This is a genomic window from Shewanella waksmanii, from assembly GCF_043643685.1.
GTDB lineage: Bacteria > Pseudomonadota > Gammaproteobacteria > Enterobacterales > Shewanellaceae > Shewanella > Shewanella waksmanii_A.
In genome coordinates this window covers 372,072-392,538 of the sequence record NZ_JBHZSN010000004.1, presented here as the reverse complement: position 1 = coordinate 392,538, position 20,467 = coordinate 372,072, and the positions used below count along the sequence as shown (strand labels likewise).

Annotated in this window: 14 protein-coding genes; 8 read left to right on the top strand and 6 right to left on the bottom strand. The window is 44.7% G+C overall.

Features of this window, described 5'->3' with window-relative positions; translation table 11 throughout:
- Positions 1-145: 145 nt before the first annotated feature.
- Positions 146-709, bottom strand: a complete 564-nt coding sequence (locus tag ACHUFW_RS08650; protein ID WP_394202226.1) for a hypothetical protein — start codon at positions 707-709, stop codon at positions 146-148.
- Between the two features lie 97 nt (positions 710-806).
- Here ACHUFW_RS08650 and ACHUFW_RS08645 point away from each other — a divergent pair, with 97 nt between their 5' ends.
- Genes ACHUFW_RS08645 through lolE form a run of 3 tightly spaced genes read left to right on the top strand, consistent with a single transcriptional unit; the run spans position 807 to position 3,969 of the window.
- A complete protein-coding gene (locus ACHUFW_RS08645) occupies positions 807-2,024 on the top strand; it encodes a lipoprotein-releasing ABC transporter permease subunit (RefSeq protein ID WP_394202225.1) in 1,218 nt (405 codons plus the stop codon).
- An 11-nt stretch (positions 2,025-2,035) separates the two neighbouring features.
- The gene (gene lolD, locus ACHUFW_RS08640; RefSeq protein ID WP_394202223.1) at positions 2,036-2,725 is read left to right on the top strand and encodes a lipoprotein-releasing ABC transporter ATP-binding protein LolD; all 690 of its coding nucleotides are present in this window, start codon (positions 2,036-2,038) and stop codon (positions 2,723-2,725) included.
- Positions 2,722-3,969 carry a lipoprotein-releasing ABC transporter permease subunit LolE gene (gene lolE / locus ACHUFW_RS08635; RefSeq protein WP_394202222.1) on the top strand — a complete coding sequence of 416 codons (1,248 nt, stop codon included), beginning with the start codon at positions 2,722-2,724 and terminating at the stop codon, positions 3,967-3,969. Before lolD ends, lolE begins: the two co-directional genes overlap by 4 nt.
- A gap of 6 nt (positions 3,970-3,975) precedes the next feature.
- Here the strand turns inward: lolE and ACHUFW_RS08630 are convergent, their stop codons facing one another.
- Entirely contained in the window at positions 3,976-5,841 is a 1,866-nt protein-coding gene (locus ACHUFW_RS08630; protein WP_394202220.1) for a GGDEF domain-containing protein, read from the bottom strand.
- A gap of 243 nt (positions 5,842-6,084) precedes the next feature.
- Complete coding sequence (locus ACHUFW_RS08625) at positions 6,085-6,588, bottom strand: DUF2062 domain-containing protein (RefSeq protein WP_394202219.1); 504 nt, start codon at positions 6,586-6,588, stop codon at positions 6,085-6,087.
- Between ACHUFW_RS08625 and ACHUFW_RS08620 the strand changes: the two genes are divergently transcribed.
- The 5 genes from ACHUFW_RS08620 to ACHUFW_RS08600 all read left to right on the top strand — a co-directional run bounded on the left by ACHUFW_RS08620 (position 6,560) and on the right by ACHUFW_RS08600 (position 13,043).
- The gene (locus ACHUFW_RS08620) at positions 6,560-8,989 is read left to right on the top strand and encodes a DNA internalization-related competence protein ComEC/Rec2 (protein ID WP_394202217.1); all 2,430 of its coding nucleotides are present in this window, start codon (positions 6,560-6,562) and stop codon (positions 8,987-8,989) included. The two genes, ACHUFW_RS08625 and ACHUFW_RS08620, sit on opposite strands and share 29 nt — an antisense overlap.
- 34 nt (positions 8,990-9,023) lie before the next feature.
- Positions 9,024-10,841, top strand: coding sequence for a lipid A export permease/ATP-binding protein MsbA (gene msbA / locus ACHUFW_RS08615; RefSeq protein ID WP_394202216.1), 1,818 nt, complete (start codon positions 9,024-9,026; stop codon positions 10,839-10,841).
- The gene (gene lpxK / locus ACHUFW_RS08610; RefSeq protein WP_394202215.1) at positions 10,841-11,866 is read left to right on the top strand and encodes a tetraacyldisaccharide 4'-kinase; all 1,026 of its coding nucleotides are present in this window, start codon (positions 10,841-10,843) and stop codon (positions 11,864-11,866) included. Before msbA ends, lpxK begins: the two co-directional genes overlap by 1 nt.
- On the top strand, positions 11,853-12,032 hold the full coding sequence (locus ACHUFW_RS08605) for a Trm112 family protein (protein ID WP_394202214.1): 180 nt from the start codon (positions 11,853-11,855) through the stop codon (positions 12,030-12,032). The genes lpxK and ACHUFW_RS08605 overlap by 14 nt, the downstream gene beginning before the upstream one ends.
- A 297-nt stretch (positions 12,033-12,329) precedes the next feature.
- Complete coding sequence (locus tag ACHUFW_RS08600; RefSeq protein ID WP_394202212.1) at positions 12,330-13,043, top strand: BUD32 family EKC/KEOPS complex subunit; 714 nt, start codon at positions 12,330-12,332, stop codon at positions 13,041-13,043.
- Between the two features lie 103 nt (positions 13,044-13,146).
- On the opposite strand, the gene ACHUFW_RS08595 is transcribed toward ACHUFW_RS08600, so the two are convergent.
- From ACHUFW_RS08595 to ACHUFW_RS08585, 3 genes are all read right to left on the bottom strand, one after another.
- Positions 13,147-14,028 (bottom strand): MBL fold metallo-hydrolase, encoded by an 882-nt coding sequence (locus ACHUFW_RS08595; RefSeq protein WP_394202210.1) that lies wholly within the window; start codon positions 14,026-14,028, stop codon positions 13,147-13,149.
- Positions 14,029-14,146: 118 nt separating this feature from the next.
- Positions 14,147-17,212 (bottom strand): efflux RND transporter permease subunit, encoded by a 3,066-nt coding sequence (locus tag ACHUFW_RS08590; RefSeq protein ID WP_394202208.1) that lies wholly within the window; start codon positions 17,210-17,212, stop codon positions 14,147-14,149.
- Positions 17,209-20,460 (bottom strand): efflux RND transporter permease subunit, encoded by a 3,252-nt coding sequence (locus ACHUFW_RS08585; protein WP_394202206.1) that lies wholly within the window; start codon positions 20,458-20,460, stop codon positions 17,209-17,211. Before ACHUFW_RS08585 ends, ACHUFW_RS08590 begins: the two co-directional genes overlap by 4 nt.
- Between the last annotated feature and the right edge of the window lie 7 nt (positions 20,461-20,467).

The following is a 20,467-nucleotide window of genomic DNA, read 5'->3' as shown; positions in this document are numbered from 1 at the left end:
TGATGATGTTTCGGGTTGAATTTTAACGCTTTATGGGGGAAATTCGTACACGCTAGCGGCGCTGAGTTGTCGAGAGCGTATATGAAAGCTGTTAACGCACTATAAATGAACTACAAATTTCATGCTTAGTTAACAGCTCATAATGTTATTGATTGCGCTGCTTGCGTTGCCGTAACTGTTTTTGCTGCACACTTAAACTGGCTTTGACAAGCTGCTCGACATCACTGTCGATGATCTGGCTATAGGACAGGTCAATTTGGTAGCGACCATCTTCAAGGGAGATGACAGTATCGACTTGGGCGAAGCACAAAATAGAAATCAGCTCGTTACGAATATGTAAGCTTACTTTGTAGTGCTGCTTATTAAGCGGCTGATCGCAAATGAGCCTAAAACCACTGCCACCAAAGCTGACACCTTGATAACGAGTGCCTTGTTGCTGTTGTTGCTCAATGACATACTGCAAAACTAAGTCAATTTTCTTTGACTGCAGTTTCATGTAATCCACAACAGATTTGGCTTCGTCATCTAGATTCCGAAGCTGCACCATACAGCTTGCTTCAAGGGATTTAACTTGGCTGATTAGCTGCAGCCCAACAGGCAGCATGGCCATTAGCTCGCTTTCTGTTGCCAGCGGTTGGTCTTCCGGCCAAGCTTCTAAGTACGCATTAAAAGTATGATCAACATTAAAATAGGCGTTAGTGTCGCTCAAAAGGGATTGCCTCTTGTATTCTTATAGCTATTACCCCTATTATCGTGCGCATCTTAATGATTTATCAAGGCTCGATTTAACGAGCCGATGGCAATACATGAATTTATCCCTTTCTGCTTATATAGGTTTTCGCTATTGGCGGGCGCGTAAAGCGAATGCGTTTGCTTCGTTTATTACGTTTTTTTCTGTGTCTGGTATTTTGCTTGGTGTCGCGGCATTGATCATTGTCAGTTCAGTGATGAATGGTTTAGAAGGTCAACTTAAAAAGCGTATTTTAGGTGCGGTGCCCCAGTTGACGGTGAGCACAGAGCAGCCATTAATAGATTGGCAACAACAAAGTGCTACGTCACTAAAGCTCAATGATGTCACTTATGTTACGCCGAGTATTGGCACCCAGGCAATGTTACAAGCCCCTAAAAGTATTAGCGCTGCGCAAATATATGGCATTTATCCCGAATATGAGCCAACTGATAGTCAATCACGTAACGATTTTTCCAGCCTGATCTCAGGTCAATACAACATCATATTGGGGTATGAACTCGCACGTCGATTGGATTTATCCCCGGGTGATAAAGTGCGGGTGTTGAGTGGCGATGGCGTTGTTTATACTCCCTTAGGGCCCGTTCCTAGCCAGCGCAAGTTTACCGTTAGTGGGATTTTTGAAACTGGCTCACAAGTTGACGCTGGTTTGGCCTATGTACATTTCGAAGATGCCCAGCGCCTGATGCGTCAGCAACGTGGTGAAATCCAGCATTTACGTTATTACCTAACGGATCCATTTAAAGCCGCAGCGTTAAAACCGGCCATTGAAGCAAGTTTCCTAAGCCAAGACATTAGTGTTAGCGTCAGTGACTGGCGTGACAGCTATGGGCATTTGTTTGCTGCAGTGAAGATGGAAAAGAACATGATGTCATTAATGTTAAGTCTGATTATCGCAGTGGCAGCATTTAACATTGTATCCGCTTTAGTGATGATGGTCACTGACAAGACTACCGATGTCGCGGTGTTCAAAACTCAAGGGTTAACAACGGGCACTGTGATGGGTATCTTTATGATTCAGGGCTCACTTAATGCGGTCATTGGTTTATTGACAGGGCTGATTATCGGCGTTTTTGTTACCTTAAATTTAAATAGCATATTGGCTATTTTAGGAGTGTCAGTATTAGGTGCTGGTACCAGTTTGCCGGTGGAAATTAGCATGAATCAACTAAGTGGCATTGTCGTGGGAACCTTAGTGATTACTTTTTTAGCCACGGTATATCCTGCGTTACGCGCAGCCAATGTTCAGCCTGCAACTGCCTTGAGATACGAATAGTGAATAATCAAATGACACCACAGCCGCTCTTACAAGTCCAAAACGTCAGTAAACACTTTAAAGAAGGCAGTATAGATACCCAAGTGTTGCACGATGTGAATCTGCAGGTCAAAGCCGGAGAGCTTGTTGCTATTATTGGCTCATCTGGCTCTGGTAAAAGTACCTTACTGCATATTATGGGGACTCTCGATAAGCCAAGCCGTGGCAGTGTGACCATGCTTGGGCAGGATCTCTATCAGCTTTCTGCTGCCAAGCAAGCGCGAGTGCGCAATCAAGATTTAGGTTTTATTTATCAGTTTCATCACTTGCTGCCAGAGTTTACCGCGCTAGAAAATGTGGCAATGCCGGGTTTGATTGAAGGCCGACCACGCTCAGAAGTGGAGCAACAAGCGAAAGAGTTACTCACTCGAGTGGGCTTAGCACACCGTTTATCCCATACTCCTGCGGAAATGTCAGGGGGGGAACGTCAGCGTACTGCCATCGCTCGTGCATTAATAAATCAGCCTAAATTAGTGTTGGCCGATGAGCCTACAGGAAACTTAGATGCCGCCAGTGGTGATGCGGTTTATGACTTAATTCGTGAATTAGGTGAGCAACTGGGAACCGCATTCATTATTGTCACCCATGATCCTCAACTTGCTCAAAGGATGGATCGCCAATTAACCATGAAAGATGGTGTTCTGCAAGAGGGTGAAGCATGAAGTCGCTGTTATCGCTATGGGTAGGCTGGCGTTTCTACCGAGCAAGGCAGTCAAATCGTTTTATTAGTTTTATCTCTTTTGCCTCCACAGCAGGCATTGCATTAGGGGTAGCGGTGCTTATCGTTGTACTTTCGGCGATGAATGGCTTTGAAGATGAGCTTGAGCATCGATTATTAGGTGTGGTGTCCCATGGAGAGCTAACCGGAGTCAATGACCCATTGCAAAATTGGCAACAGGTTGCAAATGATGCCAACCTGATTGCAGGCATTGATGCCAGTGCGCCGTTTGTGCGCATTCAAGGTTTAATTCAAAAACCGGGGGGCTTTCAGGGCTTGTCTGTTGTTGGTGTATTGCCAGAATTCGAATCGCAAGTATCAAATATTGCTGACTTTATGTCTGCCTCAGCTTGGCAAAGCCTATCCCAAGACAGTAACAATATTGTGTTAGGTAAAGGGCTTGCAGAGTCGTTATCGTTAAAAGTGGGTGATACATTAAGTCTGTATATGCCTGAAATGGGCGCAAATACTAGCCGTTTAGGGTCGGCTAAAAGCCATCGCTTTATTGTCTCAGGTTTGTTTCAAATTGGTGGTGAGCTTGATATGGCCACAGCCTATATTCCGATGCAATATGGTGCCAGTATTTTGGGGTTAGGCGATGGTGTATCAGGGCTGCGCATTAAGGTGGCTGATTTATTTCAAGCGCCGCAATTAATTCGAGATTTAGGCTATAGCCAACATCAGTATGTTTATTTGAGTGATTGGACCCGCACCCAGGGGCATTTATATCAAGATATTCAACTTGTCCGCACCATCATGTATTTAGTGTTGGCATTAGTGATCGCAGTTGCCTGTTTTAATATTGTTTCTACCCTTGTGATGGCCGTTAGGGATAAGCAGTCTGAAATTGCCATATTGCTGACCATGGGAATGGGGCGAATTTCTGTTATGGGGATCTTTATTGTCCAAGGTGCATTAAATGGCCTGTTAGGCTGTGTACTCGGCAGTGGGTTTGGTGTGTTAATTGCCAGTAATTTGAGTGCGATAGCACTGTTTATTGAACAATTATTTTCGATAAAGCTACTGTCTACAGATGTGTATTTTATTGATTTCTTGCCATCAAAACTCATGGTGCAAGATGTTGTATTAGTGATAAGCCTTGCCTTTATGATGAGCTTAATCGCCACGCTCTATCCAGCGTGGAAGGCCAGTCAAACACCGCCTGCACGGGCGCTTGCCGGCCGCTAATGCCAGTTACTGGCTGACAACAACACAGTTACGGCCTTTGTGTTTGGCCTGGTATAACGCGTTGTCAGCCTGATTAATCATTAGAGGTAAGCTGTTGTTTGCTTCGGTTAAGTCCGCAATACCTATGCTCACGGTTACCTCAATACTGTGCTGTTTAAGTTGCACAGGATGGTTAGCGATGTCGAGTCGTAGCTTGTCGGCAAGCTGTTTTGCCTGCTGAAGTTCAGTGTTCGGTGCAATGATTAGAAACTCTTCGCCGCCAATTCTGCCTACGAGATGATATTTACTCTCCGAAAATACCTGTTTGGCTCGGCGTGCCACTGATTTAATGACTTTATCGCCAACATCATGGCCGTAGGTATCATTGATTCGTTTAAAATGGTCAATATCGAAAATAAGCAATGACAGTGCACGTTGCTTTTTTTGCGCCCGCAACAGTGCTTTTTCACCCATTTCCATGGTAAAGCGTCGGTTAGCAATCCCGGTCAGATAATCTGTTTGTGCACTGCGTTTAAAGACGCGTCGAGATTGAAAAAGAAAAACTGTAAGTGCGATGAGCACTAAGGTGATTAAGCCAAATAACGCGCTTGTTAGTTGTGAGATATGTTGTTTATCTTTTTCTGTATTGAGCTTTAGCTGGTTGATAGACAGTTTATTTTCTAACAGCAAATTCTCAAATTCTGCCAACTGTGCGGCATGATCTAACGCGCTATAAATCACTTTGTTGTCGATACGTGATGCAAACTTTTTCTGCTCTTGATCGCGCAGTTGGAAGAGCTGTTCAATGGCTTGTTGAGCCTGCCCATCATTTAAGGCTACGATGCTGCTGGCAATGAGTTTATGTTGCTCGACTCGGCCACTAAAGCTGGGATCAGATAAATAGATTTGCGCCATTTTGGCCCCATTGACGCTATCGCCATTGCGAACATAGGCAATGGCGAGTGTAATGTAGCTTGCTGCAATAAAAAAGCGCTCTTGGGTAGCATCTTGTTTAGCAATCGCTTGTTCAAGATAGCCGATTGCAAGCTGAAAATCGTGTTGGGCGAGGGCGTTTCTCCCCGCGTTAAACAGCGCGAAAAACTCAAAATCGGCAAATTGCGGCGACTGCTCGGCCATTTGAAAAAGCTGCTCAACGTGGCGATCTGCATTCTGCCAATGACTTAATTCGATGGCTTCACCTACCAAGGAATGCAACATGTTAAACATGTCTTGCTTATCATCAACTTCTTGCCATAAATCGAAGGCTTTGTGCAAATTATCATAGGCGCGGCTATGCAGACCATTTCGACGATATAACAGCCCTGTAGCATTAAAAATCATCGCCTGTCTATTTGGGGTTAACTGACTGGCTTTGGCTAATTTCATGGCGCGCTCTAAGCGGGCGATGCCCAATGAAAAGTCACCGAAACGGTCAAAACAAAAGGCGGTTTGAGTCAGGGTTTGAGCAAGTAAGTCAGCGTTATCTAACAGCTCTGCATAATCAAGTGCTTGTTCTCTGTCAGGGCAGTATTGCTTGGGGTCGTTGGTGAGCTGGTAAGTTGCGTATGAACGTCCAGAGTGGCTCTTGACCAACCTTTCTGAAACAGGAAATGCTGCAAGTAAAGCAATGGCTTGGTCATAGTACTCAATTGCAGCTTGCATTTGGTTACTTTGATCAAGTTCATAAGCAAGTAAATAGTAGTAATGCCCTTGCTCAAGGGCTGGCCAAGATTGAACGGTGGATTGTGTTTGGTATAACAGCGCTATTTTGTCTTTGCTGTCTAAAATGCTTAGTTGCTGCTCAAGGTTTGCAAGATTTTGTTGAGAAGCCATGGTCATGAAACTGACCTGTGGCACTAAAAATAGTATGGAAATAAAAATCTTCTTCAACAAAATGATTCCTTACTTCAATTGCTTAACCGATTGTCCGAGGATTAGTGGTTAAGTGTTATTGATACTTCTGTAACCATATTGTTGTTAACGATAGCGTAGTTGTGCAGCGTCGGTATCACATCCTTGATGCAATAAAGTTGTATTAGAACAGGGCTGGTAGTGAAATTATTTTATTAGTTTAGTAAAAATAGCGTTTTATCCTGATATTAAGTAGGTGTAGCCAAATACCAGGTTGAATTGCACTTATTTTCTTGCTCGCCATTTAAATAAAATCGAGTACTTCCACATATTATGGATAGTGAAATAGCCGATGATGGCAAATACGATACCTAGGACCATACAGCCGAGCAGAAAAGGGGGACCAATTGTCGATATAGAGGCTTCAATCCAACGCCAACTGGCTTCAAAGGCAAATTCTTGTGGCGGGTGATTAAGTAACTTTGCCCCAAGCATATAGGCTGCATAGAACATGAATGGCATGGTAATGGGGTTTGTTATCCAAACTAGGGCGACTGCGACGGGTAAATTACAGTTAAATATGATCGCCAAAGCGGCTGACAGCACCATTTGAAATGGCATTGGGATCCAAGCGACAAATAAGCCAATAGCAAACGCTTTAGGGGCAGAACGGCGATTTAGCGACCACAGGTTAGGGTTATGCAGCAACTTGCCAAACATTTTGAGATGTTTATGGTTTTGTAAGCTCTCAGGCTTTGGCATGTATTTTTCGATGAACTTTTTTGGCATAGCGTCGGATTACAGTCTTAACTTATCTGTTATGAATCGATTTATGTTCGGCTATGTAATAGCCAGCCTTTCTTCACTTTTATGGCCAAATTTATTATCTAATTCTTGGGCATTGATAACTCTGCTACTTGCTGCCGCTTGTGTCAGGTTAGCGCCGTTACTTTCAGGTTGCCTCTTTTCTTTAGCTTGGATAAGTATTTTTTTTAATCAACTAATGACTATTCCTACGCCAACATCTGCTCATGAGATAGGCGTGAGGGCGGAAATCATATCACTAGTTAATCAAAACAGCGACTGGATTAGTATGGATATTCGCCTGTTGGATGCAAAATATTTGCAACATCCTTCACAAAACATGCGTGTAAGCTGGCAGCGTCCACCTGAGGTTAATGTGGGTGAGCAGTGGTGGTTTGCGCTTAAACCTAAATCGATTACGTCAGTCATGAATCAAGGTGGGTTTAATGGGCAACGGTACTTCTTAAATCGTCATATTGTAGCCAAAGGCAGGGTGATATCCGCGAAGAAGCATCAACCTGCAAGTGGATTACGGCAGCAAGTGTTAGCTTACGCGCAAACCGTAGTTTCGCCCTTGGCGCAAGGCGATTTAATGATGGCATTGCAATTTGGTGACAAATCGCTCGTCAATGACGAGCGCTGGCAGGCGCTGCGCAATACAGGTACCGGCCATTTGGTGTCCATTTCAGGTTTGCACCTTACCGTTGTTGCGTTTTGGAGTTTTACCCTATGTTTTGCATTGTTAAAAAGCGCTAAACCTAGCCAAGGTCTGAGAAACTGGTACATCGCTACGGTACTGATGTTGTGTTGTACCGCAGGCTATGCTGCGTTGTCCGGTTTTGCGTTGCCAACGGTGCGCGCGCTAATTATGCTGGTCTGTATTGTGGTATTGATGATTGCAAAGCGGCACAGCCAACCCTTTGAGCGATTGTTGTGGGCGCTATTTTTAGTGCTGCTATTTGATCCGGCCAGTGTCTTAGGAGCCGGGTTCTGGCTTTCTTTTGCGGCCATAACCATTATTTTCTCATCAGGGTATTTACTGCCAACCCAAACCACAGACTCGCCAATTTCAGCTGCAAACCGTGGCCAAGGCAAAGTATCTGGAATATCACGTTTGGGAAAAATAGGCCAAGCTGCAAAGAATCTGTGGGCGATTCAGTGGCGCTTAACTTTGATGATGACTGCGTTGCAAGGCGTGCTGTTTGCTGGGATAGCGCCTTACAGTTTATTAAGTAATTTTGTGCTTGTTCCCTATTTTAGTTTGATTATTATCCCAGCTTGTTTCCTATTGTTATTGCTAACATTATTGGCTTATACGTTAATGTCGTTAGCCGGCGTTAGTGCGATACAGTCACTGGTTAATGGGTTTGCTAGGCTGGTGGATCTTTCACTATCGCCGGTCGCTGCCTATTACGATTTAGTGTCTGGCTTTCCGCAAGTTTGGTGGAGCCTATCTCAGCAAATCAGTGCGGCACTGATATTTACCTTGATAGGTATCATCATTTTCGTGGTGGCAAGAGCCTGGCAATGGCGATTGACTGCGCTAGCATTGCAACTTCCATTAATGTTAGCAAGCGTAAATAATGTTATTGCTATCCCAAAGGTGCATTGGCAAGTTCATATGGTCGATGTTGGTCAAGGTTTAAGTATCGTGGTGCAAGTTGATAAGCGAGCGATTGTTTATGATACAGGCGCGGCATTTGGCACGTTTAGCTATGCCAAGCGAGCGCTGCTGCCATTTTTATCTGCTCGAGGCATTACCAAGGTTGATTACTTGATTATCAGCCATGATGATAACGATCATGCTGGCGGCTTGGCCGAGTTAACTCAAGCATTTCCCCATTTACAATTAATAAGCGATAGCCATTCACAACATGATTCATCAGTACTTGATTGCCGGCCGGGTAAAATACAGTGGCAGCAATTGTCTATTGAATTTCTGTTACCGCAGCAAATGAAATCGGGTAATAACGGCTCTTGTGTGGTGTTAATCAGTGATGCTCAGCAGTCGATTTTGTTAACCGGTGATATTGAAGCTAGCAGTGAGAAGCGCTTTGTTGCGCTTTATCCCGAATTAACAGCCGATGTTATGGTGGTTCCTCACCATGGTAGCTTAACCTCGTCCAGCACTGAGTTTGTACAAAGTGTTTCGCCTAAATTGGCCTTAGTGCCAGCAGGCTATCAAAATCGCTATAAACTGCCAAAGTTTGACGTGATACAAAGATACATTGACACCGAGGCTGAAGTGCTCGTCGCGGGAATAGAAGGCCAAGTGAGCGTGAATTTTAATCACTCAGGGATTGATGTGAAGACATATCGGTCAGATTTTGCACCATTTTGGTATAACAACTTGTTAGGGTTTGGTGAGATGGACAATAGCGAGTAGAATGTCTGCTTTGTTCTTAATCATAGATTATTAAATGACGACATCCTCAAAAAGTGAAGTTCGCGTCGTATTTCTGCGACTGTTAACTTATTTAGTCCCTTTAAAAGGGGTGCTATTTCTGTCGGTATTTGGATTAGTCTTGTACGGACTGGTCGATGCAACATTTATTTACTCGATAAAACCATTTATTGATCAGGGTTTTGCTAGCAATATCCCCGATTCCGCAACGGGTGTTGTAGCGGGGGTAGACCTTGGCATGGGCGCCGGTTTTAATTCTGACAATGACGTGCTGCGCATGGCGCCATTTGTTGTCGTTGGCTTATTCACTTTACGTGGTCTTGCCAATTTCTTATCGACCTACGGGATATCCTATATCAGTGCCAGAATGATCATGGATATGCGTCAACAAGTGTTTGAACACTATTTACGTTTACCTGTGAGCTACATTGATTCAGAGAGCAGCGGTAATTTAATCTCTCGGGTCACCTATGATACTGAGCAAATCGCTCGAGCATCTGGTAGTGCGCTTATTACCATAGTACGAGATGGCATTACGGTTATCGGTATGCTTGGGGTGATGTTCTATAACTCGTGGAAATTATCACTGTGTATTCTGATTGTGGGCCCATTAATCGGCCTAGTGATAGCGGTTGTTAGTAGAAAGTTTCGTAAAGTATCCAAGCAAATCCAAGCGGCGATGGGCGGTGTGACGTCAGTGACAGAGCAGATGATCAAAGGCCATAAAAATGTCTTGGTTTTTGGTGGTCAAGAAACCGAATCTAAGCGATTTCTTAAGGTCAATGATGATAACCGCTCGCGGACAATGAAATTGGCCTTAGCACAATCAATCAGTCAGCCGTTGGTGATGGTGATTGGTTCGTTTGCGTTAGCCTTTGTTCTCTATGCTTCTAGCCTTGATAGTATGAAAGCAGATTTAACCGCGGGGACTTTTGCTACGATACTAGCGGCAATGCTGGCGATGTTACAGCCAATTAAAAGTCTGACCCGCGTTAATGCAGAGTTTCAGCGAGGCATTGCAGCATGTACCACGATTTTTGAGTTGTTAGATACACCTGCTGAAACCGATAACGGTAGCTATGAGACAGATCGCGTCAAAGGCAACTTACAGTTTAAGCAAGTTGATTTTCGTTATGACAACCAAGAAGGGTTAGCTTTAGATGGGGTTGATTTTAGTGTCAAGCCAGGCGAAACCTTAGCTTTGGTAGGGCGTTCAGGCTCAGGAAAGTCAACCATCGCAAGCCTAGTGACGCGTTTTTACTCTAATCTTGAATCCGGTGATATTACCCTTGATGACGTCAGTTTACGAGACTATAAACTTGCCTCGTTACGCAGTCAGGTTGCTTTGGTATCACAACAAGTGACCTTAATTAACGACACCATCGCCGCCAATATCGCTTATGCATATCCAGGTGAAGTCAGTGAAGCACAAATTGTTGAAGCGGCTCAGTTGGCCAACGCCATGGAGTTTATTGAACAGTTACCTGAAGGGCTACAGACCCAAGTGGGAGAAAATGGCGTAATGCTTTCAGGTGGTCAGCGTCAACGAATTGCGATAGCGCGTGCCATATTACGTGATGCACCGCTGCTGATCCTTGATGAGGCAACATCTGCGTTGGATACTGAATCAGAAAAAGCGATTCAAGGTGGGTTAGATAATCTACGTCAAAATCGTACCTCGATTGTCATCGCACATCGATTATCGACTATTGAAAATGCCGATCAAATTTTGGTGGTTGACCAAGGTAAAATCATTGAGCGTGGCACCCATGACAGTTTGCTGGCTAAACAGGGCGTTTACTATAATCTTTATCAAATGCAGTTTGGTAGCTAATGCAGGCCTTCGTTAACCAATTATGGTATGGCAAGCGAACACCGCTAATGTGGCTATTGTGGTCACTGCTTTTACCTTTGTCTGCTGTATTTGCGTTGGTAACGACAGTTCGTCGAAGTTTATTCTCATTGGGGATAAAAAAAGCAACACAGATTGATGTGCCAGTGATTATTGTGGGTAATATTACCGTCGGCGGCAGTGGTAAATCGCCAACCGTGATTTATCTGATTGAATTGCTAAGGCAGCACGGCCTGCGTCCCGGTGTTGTTAGCCGAGGCTACGGGGTTAAGTTTGATGGCGTACGTCATGTAAGCCGCGAATCTACAGCCAAGCAGGTAGGTGATGAGCCGTTAATGATTGTGAGTCGTACCGAGGTACCTATGGTCATTGGTGCTAGTCGAGTTGATGCTGCACAAGCCTTAGTGGCCAATCATGATGTTGATATTATTATCAGTGATGACGGCTTACAGCATTATCACTTAGCAAGAGATATTGAGCTTATCCTTATTGATGGTCAACGCCAGTTAGGTAACCGCTGTTTGTTGCCCGCAGGCCCGTTAAGGGAAGGGGCTTGGCGCTTGCATCAGGTTGATTTTGTGATAAACAATGGCGGTGTTAATGGTTTGGGCGAAACCATGGAGTTAGTCATCGACTCGCTCAAACCTGTTGCTGCTAAAAATACTGGCGCAGCACCTGCCAAAGATGCAAACTGGTGCGCGATAGCCGCTATCGGAAACCCGCAGCGATTTTTTAATACACTAAAAAACAACGGCTTTAATCTTGTGGCTTGTCATGGTTTTGATGATCATATGATGTTGAGCGCTGAGGATATCGAAGCTATTTCCGCAGATGGCGCGGTGGTGATGACTGAAAAAGATGCGGTTAAATGTCGCGAATTTGCAAAAGATAACTGGTGGTATTTGCCGGTAAATGCCAAGCTATCCACTGAATTTGAAATAAACTTGATGGCGAAAGTTCACCGTCAAATAGAGCAGAAAAAAGGAAACCCGAATGGCGTTCGATAAAAAATTGCTGGATATTATTGCCTGCCCAGTATGTAAGGGTAAGCTAGAATATAATAAAGATAAACAACAGCTTATTTGTAAGGTTGATCGTTTGGTTTATGCCATTAATGATGGGATCCCTGTACTATTAGAAAATAAAGCTGAGCCATTAGAGCAAGAATCTTAATCGCATTACTTGCCATAATCAGCTTTAGTTTTACTTGATTAGAACGCCGGTAAATGTCAGTTTTACCGGCGTTTTTTATGGTCCGATATAGGACAAAGCGGTTAAGGTCGTTGGCTTCAGACTTGAAGCTGCAGTTTTGTTAACTGCGCCAATTTACCCAAATCACATAGAACACCTATGCTCATAGGGCTAAACTGGCTTATTGCCGCACTGCAGCTCCAATTCTCTTGGGTATATGATTGCATTTGCTTGGGTAAATGCGCATAATTCAGCGCGATTTTATCAGGGAGTATATGAGTGAGTAATCAAGCTTTAGCCGATGTGATTAAGCAACAATTAGTCGACCACGCATCAGAACGCATCGTCAGTTTTGAGCATGAAGGTAGACGATATTGGCTGAAACAAGCTGAAAAACTCACCGGTGCAATGCGACTATTGAAACAGCCGGCGGATATTGCCATACAAACTGAAATAGCGACTTTGCAGTCCCTCGCTGCAAAAGGGGCCGCGGTGCCTGAACTAGTCAGTTATGGAAGTGATTACTTGGTGGTTGCTGATGTCGGTCGAACGGTCACACAATGGGCTTATGATGCCACCACTCCCAAAGAAAAGCTTCGTCAAGTCGTTGTCGATTCTGCCCGTGCTTTGGCTGATTTACATCAGCTGGGATTAGCCCATGGCCGCCCAGCCTTAAGGGATATTAGCTGGCAAGATGGTGTGGTTGCATTTATTGATTTTGAAGCTAATCAAAGCCAGCAACATATGCACGACCAGCAAGTCCGTGATTTGCTCGTTTATATTCACAGCCTTTACCGCTACCTTTATGAACATCAAGATATTGTTGACGAAGCGATTCGCACTTACCGACAAACTCATGGTGAAGCTGTTTGGCAGGCTGCAAAAGCTAAGATGAAAAGCTGGCAATGGGCCAACTTAATTGTGGCACCACTTAGAAAGATCGGTGGCAAAGATTTACGCCCCATCTACTGGCTATTGAAACATTTCAAATAGCCAGCAGTGACAGGCGGTAAATTACTTGTTACTGATTAAATGATGTTGGCTATGGGCCACCATCCGAACAAAATAAACCGTGAATAGTCAACATGCCCCAGAATTAGGATTTTGTCGCCAAGCCTTTATGCAGGGTCGCAATCCAACGTTCTTCAGAAATGAATCGCCACCCCCAATCTTGCCACTTTTCGGGCATACCTTGTTGCTGCAATGCTTCAAGTGAGGCGCCATTAGCCAAATTGCTTTCCATCCAGTTAATTGATGCATCCAACATATGCTTAAACCGGATAAGATCGTCTCGGGTGGCTAAGCTGCCATGGCCCGGAATGACAATGGTATCAGCATTGATTTTACGAATGACTTTAGCTACCGCATCACGGTAGCCCTTTACCGACCCTCCGGCATCTAAATCTATGTAGGGAAAACGGTCTTTAAAGAACAGATCGCCCATATGAACAATGCTTTTATCTTGCCACAACACGATGCTGTCGCCATCGGTGTGCGCGGCACCAGTGTGCAATAGTGTTAGTACGTCACCATTAGCGTGTATTGAGGTGTCAGTGGAGTAGGTAATCGTTGGTAAGCCAGCAGCCTTATATGAATCATCATCGCTTAAACGTTTTAATACATTATGATGGGCAAAAATGGTCCCGGTTTGACCAAACACATTATTGCCGCCAGTATGATCGCCATGATAATGAGTATTAATAATGTATCGAGGTAATCCTGGTTGGATATTGGCTAATGCTTGAGAGATTTTTCCGGCAAGTGGCGCAAATTGATTATCAATAATGATGATGCCATCAGCGCCTACAGATACACCAATATTGCCACCGGCTCCTGCAAACATATAGGCACTATCAGAGAGCTTAGTTGGCTTGATTTCCACGTTAGCGTATTTGTCATCATTGGCGTAACCATTAAAACACAGGGTCGCAAAACTAAATGTTGCTGCTAAGCAAATCTTTGTTTTTATGCTCATCATTGGATATTTTCCGTTAACAATTTCCTAACGGCTAAGTTAACTGGATTTTGATTTGGCTGCAAATGGTTATAAAAAAGGCGACATGTTGTCGCCTTTTTCTATTGCGCTTAATAGTACATTAATGATGTACCCAAGGTAGTAGTCGTCTTGATGTTGCGTCTGCCTGTGATAACGCCATACCCGCACGGTGACGCATGCGATATAAACCTTGGTAACATAATGGCACCAAATATAAGCTGGTTAAGGTAGAAAACGTTAGCCCGCCAATAATTGCGATGGCCATTGGCGAGTACGGTGGTCCTCCGCCGCCGATTTGGGTATCGCCCATAGCTAAAGGTACCAAGCCAAGTACTGTAGTGCCAACGGTCATCAATACCGGACGTAGTCGGGTGATACATACCTGATGAATCGCTTCGGTCAAATCGGCCAAAGCCGGCGTTTTTTGGTTTATTTGGTCAACCAACACAATACCGTTGTTCACCACAATACCCATTAGAATCAAAATCCCTATCATCGCCATCACAGACATCGGGGTACCGGTAAATAACAGCGCCCAAAATACCCCTGTGATAGAGAACAGAATTGAAGTAATGATGGCGGTTGGCAGTAGTAGTGACTCGAAAAGCGCGGCCATGACAATATATATCATGGCGATAGCCAATAACATATTGGTGACCATGATGGCTTGATCTTCGTCTTGACGTTGGAAGCCCCCACGCAATGAATACGCATATCCTGGTGGGAAATCGATTGCATCCATCACTAAGTTTATCTGTTTCTGCGCTTCTTCGGTGGTGATATCGTCAAGGTTTGCACCGATAGACAGCGCGGTTTGACGGTCATAGTGACGTATGGTGTCAAACCGAGGCTGAATAGTCACACTGGCCAAACTCTCTAGGGTGTATACACGATTATCGATCCTCACTATTGGCAGTTGTTTTAGACGCTCAAGAGAATCACGCCATTGACGATCGTAAGCCAGCTCTATGCGTAACTCGCCACTTGGGTCGTGCCTAAATGAGCGCAGTTGCGAGCCTCGAAGCGCCATTGAGATGGCTGAAGCAACTTCGTTGAGTTTTAAATCAAGTCGTGCAGCCATTTGACGATCAATTTGGATCACCACTTCTTGTTGCGCGCCATTGAGTTCAGAGCGAACATCAGCTAGGCCCTCAATACTGCTTAGTAGCGGTAATACTTGTTCGCTTAGTGTGATCAATTCTGCCGTTGAGCGACCAGTTAAGGTGATGCGAATACCACTATTTTCACTACCCCAGCCAAATTGCGGTTTGGCGATGGCAAATTTGGGGAAACCTTCTCTTATCGTCCTTTTGAGCTCATTGATATCAACATCGATGTCTTCTTTCAAAATCAAAGTTGACTGGCCTCTGTCGGGGGAGTAGAAGCTGTATACCGACTCGATATGAAATGCCTCTTTATTGGCATACAAGTAATCTTCCATTCGATTAATCATTGCTTCGGTAACGTCTAAGCTATGACGTCCTTCAACTTGATAATTGATAAATAACCGGTTATTGCTCGCCCCATCTTGTTGGTCTTGTTGCACCAAGCTTAACGGTAATGCGGTAGAAACTAGCATAAGAATGGCAATAACACCTGATACTTTCGGGTGGGTTAATACCCAATTGAGTGAGCGATGGTAATAGCTTTGCAGTTTACCTGTGTGGTTTTTATCATCGAGTTGAAAGTCCATACGGCTGAGCAGCAGTGGGATCAATGTTTTGGCAACAAGCAATGACGCTGCCAGTGAAATACAAATTGAAATCGCCACATGCTCTAGGAAGATGGTCATCTCAACTTTGACGCCAAAAATGTTGGGTAAAAAGACAATCGCGGTGGTTAAGGTACCGGCTAATACAGCTAATGCGACCTTGTTGACGCCCTTTAATACGGCGCTTTGGTTATCATTAACGCTGAGTTTGCCAGAGCCTTGTTGCTGCTTTTGCTGTAATACACTTTCGCAGACCACTACCGCATTATCAATGAGCATACCTACCGCCAATAGCAGTCCCATCATTGATAGGATGTTTAAGCTATAACCCAGCAAGTACATCGCAGCTAATGTCATCCCAATGGCAATCGGCACTGAAGAAACTACCACTAAGGTCATCTTCAAATTGCGAATAAACAGGTATAGCACCGCCACAGAGAGTAATGCACCAATGAGCCCAGCAGTTAACAGGTCGCTCAGTGATGATTTAACGCCGTAAGCTTGATCTTCCATGACATACAATTTAATGCCATTAAACTGTTTATCTTCCTTTGCAGCCTCAATGACTTTTAGCACTCGCGCTGATACATCAACAAGGTTAGCACCAGACTCTTTAAATACGTCCAAACCAACCGCATAGTTTTGATCAAGATGACGTCCTTCGAACCGCTCGGGTAGGGCGAAATTAATCTCGGCAATATCGCCCAGGCGAATACCCGGTGCTAACACCACTTGGCGAATATGATCTAAATCGAGAAATTCACCTTTAGGCGAAACTTGCAATACTTGATTCGCAGAGCGCAACGAGCCTGCGCTGATGACAAAGTTTTCCTGGCCAAGACGTTGTTGTAGTGTTTGCACGCTAATGCCGCTTGCACTGAGTTTATCGGCATTTATTCGGATCTCAATCTGCTTTTGTTCAACGCCATAAAGCGCGACTTGAGAAACCCCTTCTACGCGCTCTAACGGTTGTTTAAGCTGCTTATCGAGTAAGTCAAAGGCACCAGACAATTCGCGCTCGCTGGAGATACGAATGGTGAGTACTGGCATATCAGCGGTTGAGAATTGACGAATGAATACACGCTCAACATCTTTAGGTAAAAGATGACGAACGGCATCAATTTTCTCCCGCGCCTCTAAACTTTTGGTCGCAACGTTTTCCCCCCATTTCATCCGCAGCTCTATTTCAGCGCCATTTTGCGAAGAGCGGCTGCGAAGTTCATCAATACCGCCCATGGTCGCCAAAGATTCTTCCAATATATTGGTGATATCGCGCTCAACCTCAGCTGGTGTCGAACCTGAATAGGGCACTTCAATAAAGACTTGCGGGATATCAATGCCCGGGAACATTTCTAGCGGCAGCAGTCGACTTGAGGCCATACCAAACAGCAGTATGGCGACAAAAAACATACTTGTGGTGACCGGACGCTTTAAAGCTAGCTGAGTAATATTCATGCTAGGGCCTCCTTGTCAGTTTTGGCATCCGTTGTGACATCAAATTGCTTACGATCGAATAGCGCGTACAGCACGGGAATGACCACTAATGTCAGTAAGGTGGCTAATGACAAGCCGAAGATCACTGTAATTGCCATTGGAGCACGTACTTCACTACCGTCTCCAAGACCCAGTGCCATAGGTGCAAGACCTAACGCCGTTGTCATGGTAGTCATGATAATGGGGCGTAAGCGAGATTTTGCCGCGGTTTCCACCGCTTCGAGTTTGTCGAGGCCTTGTTGGCGCAGCTGATTAATGCGATCTACCAACACAATGGCGTTGTTGACCACAATACCGGCTAGCATAATCAAGCCGATAAACACCACGACGCTAAGGTGTGTTTGGGTGATGTAAAGGCCAATCATACTGCCACCAACCGCCATAGGGACAGCAATAAGAATTAGCAGAGGGTGAAGTAGTGACTCAAATTGACTTGCCATGACTAGGTAGACTAAGAAGACAGCAAGTACCAGCGCAATCTGTAGTGATTGGAAAGAGTGCTCCATCTCTTCATTTTGACCACCGAAACGCACCTGGATTGAGCTCGGAATCGCTTGGCCATTGAGGATATTGCGGGCTTCTTTAACGGCTTCGTTTAAATCACCATATGCAAGATTTGCAGAGACAATTGCGACTCGTTGCTGGCTAATACGGTTAATGGCAGAAGGCCCAAGATCTAAGCTTACATCGGCAACAGCGCTCAACGGAATAGGTTGTTGGCTATTCGGGTTGATGATCATTGAGTCGATATCGCTAATTTGATCGCGCTCTTGAACTTCACTGCGTACCAAAATATCGACTTTGCGATCTCGTACTGTATATTGACTGGCTATGGTACCACCGACACGCTGTGCAATACGGTTTGCAACGGTTGGCGCGTCCATACCTAGTGCTGCTAATCTGGCGTGATCAAACTTGATACTGAGTTCTGGCTGGCCATCACGCAAACTGGTGTTAATATCGGCAAAACGGTCGGAGTCTGATAACGCATTAACTAAATCATCAGCGGTTTGCTTCAGAAGCGGTAAATCATAACCTGCCACTTCAATTTCAAGCGGTGTTTTAAAGCTAAATAATTCAGGGTGCTGAATTTTCGCTTCGAGTTCGGGAATTCGCATTGCTGTGTTACGTAACACTTCAGTGACCGCATCAAACGCTTGATGGTCGGCTAGTACAACTTGCAAACGTCCCCAGTTTTCGCCGCCGCGGGAGGTGTCTGAAGTCATCAACCCACCGCTACCAGCTTGGCTATATGCATGTTTAACATCTTCGCGGTCTTTAATCGATAATGCTAAACGCTGCAAAACACGGTCGGTTTGGGTGACTTGGGTTCCAGGTGGCAATAACACTTCCATGTAAAACTCACCTTGGTTCATTGGCGGAATAAGCTCCATGCCAAGACGTGGGATCAAACTGCCAGCACCGGCAGTGATCATCAATGCAACGGTAACAGTGACTATTTTGTGCTTTAACGCATAGGACAATAGTCGGTGATATAGACGCTCCAATAAGCGGTAACTCCAGTTAAAACCTGAAGATATTGGGCGCATGATCAAACCCACAGCCCAAGATGTTGCTCGGGTAAGCATCAACCCTGCAGTTAACAAAAGTGATGGAAGGTAGCTAAATAGCAGCACAAATGGAAACGAAAACACAGTGGCACTGTAGTGTTTAAGTTTGGCCATTTTACCCACTGGCTTGGCTTTTGCCTCAGCTTTTATCAATTGTGGCAGTGCTTTAAATCCTTCTCTGGATGCCAGCATCGGAATCGTTGTTAATGCAACAAATAAAGAAGCGAGCAGGGCAAAAGTGACCGTCAGTGCTTGATCGGAAAATAGCGCGCCAGCGACACCATCAACAAATACCAGTGGTACGAATACCGCTAAGGTGGTGAGGGTTGATGCGAAAATAGCGCCAGCGACTTCCTTAGTGCCAGTTACCGCAGCTTCAAGCTTATTCATCCCGGCTTTTTTACAGCGATCGATGTTTTCTAATACCACAATGGCGTTATCGACCAACAAGCCAACGGCGAGGGCGATTCCCCCAAGCGACATGATATTGAGGCTGATGCCAGCAAAATACATCATATTGAAGGTGGCAATAACCGAAAATGGAATCGAGATAGAGATAATCAGGGTTGGAATGATGTCTCGTAAAAATAGGTAGATAACCAACATGGCCAGTAAACTACCGATTAATGCCGCGGTGGTGACTTCTTTTACCGCGCTTTCAATAAATTCTGACTGGTCATAAATGACTTCTAATTGCGCTTTTTCATTTTTTGCGTTTAACGCGTTGAGCTCAGCAGTGACTTTTCTCGCAACTGCGACAGTATTGGCATCACCTTCTTTATAGATGGCGAGTTCAATAGACTCTTGAGAACCAATCCGAGTAATATCATTACGCTCTTTATGGGCGTCAGTGATACTGGCAACTTCAAATAGGCGCACTAAGGTTTGCTCGTCGCGATAGATAATAATTTGTCCAAGTTCTTCTAAAGAGTTGAACTGGTTAAGGGTGCGCACTAGATATTCTCTATCACCTTGAACCACTTTACCCGCGGATAAGTTGATGTTTTCTTCTGCAATACGGTTGCGAATGTTATCTGCATTTAAGTTAAGCTGGCTGAGCTTGTTCTGGTTCAGTTGGATATGTACTTCTTGTTCAAGTCCGCCTGACAATCGCACGGCGGCGACGCCAGAGAGAGACTCAAGATTACGCTTTAACTCTTCTTCAGCATAAGTACGCATCTGCTTAAGTTCTGCACTTGAAGCGTCGGGTACTGACAGGGCTAACCTGACAATAGGATCAAGATTTGGGTTGAACCTAAGCAGCAATGGTTTTTTCACATCAAGGGGAAGCTCAATGGTGTCAAGCTTTTCGCGTACATCAAGACTTGCCATATCCATTTCTGTGCCCCATTCAAACTCAAGGACCACATCGGACATACCTGAACGTGAAATAGAACTGATTTTTCGTAAGCCTTTGACAATACCTACAGCTTCTTCAATGGGTTTCGACACAAGCTGCTCAACTTCTACCGGCGCCGCGCCGATGTATTGAGTTCGGATAGTAATCGTCGGGTAGCTAAGGTCTGGTAGCAGTTTAACGGCTAAGCGACTAAAGCCCACCATACCGAATAAAATGATGGCCAACATAAACATCCAAACCGAGATTGGACGCTTGACTGAAGTGTTAATAATTGACATCGGCAAC

Excerpts from the sequence above, each read along its gene's own strand:
- ACHUFW_RS08645 (WP_394202225.1), top strand. The coding sequence starts at position 807 with ATGAATTTATCCCTTTCTGCTTATATAGGTTTTCGCTATTGGCGGGCG.
- lolD (WP_394202223.1), top strand. The coding sequence starts at position 2,036 with ATGACACCACAGCCGCTCTTACAAGTCCAAAACGTCAGTAAACACTTT.
- lolE (WP_394202222.1), top strand. The coding sequence starts at position 2,722 with ATGAAGTCGCTGTTATCGCTATGGGTAGGCTGGCGTTTCTACCGAGCA.
- ACHUFW_RS08620 (WP_394202217.1), top strand. The coding sequence starts at position 6,560 with ATGTATTTTTCGATGAACTTTTTTGGCATAGCGTCGGATTACAGTCTT.
- ACHUFW_RS08625 (WP_394202219.1), bottom strand. The coding sequence starts at position 6,588 with ATGCCAAAAAAGTTCATCGAAAAATACATGCCAAAGCCTGAGAGCTTA.
- msbA (WP_394202216.1), top strand. The coding sequence starts at position 9,024 with ATGACGACATCCTCAAAAAGTGAAGTTCGCGTCGTATTTCTGCGACTG.
- lpxK (WP_394202215.1), top strand. The coding sequence starts at position 10,841 with ATGCAGGCCTTCGTTAACCAATTATGGTATGGCAAGCGAACACCGCTA.
- ACHUFW_RS08605 (WP_394202214.1), top strand. The coding sequence starts at position 11,853 with ATGGCGTTCGATAAAAAATTGCTGGATATTATTGCCTGCCCAGTATGT.
- ACHUFW_RS08595 (WP_394202210.1), bottom strand. The coding sequence starts at position 14,028 with ATGATGAGCATAAAAACAAAGATTTGCTTAGCAGCAACATTTAGTTTT.
- ACHUFW_RS08590 (WP_394202208.1), bottom strand. The coding sequence starts at position 17,212 with ATGAATATTACTCAGCTAGCTTTAAAGCGTCCGGTCACCACAAGTATG.
- ACHUFW_RS08585 (WP_394202206.1), bottom strand. The coding sequence starts at position 20,460 with ATGTCAATTATTAACACTTCAGTCAAGCGTCCAATCTCGGTTTGGATG.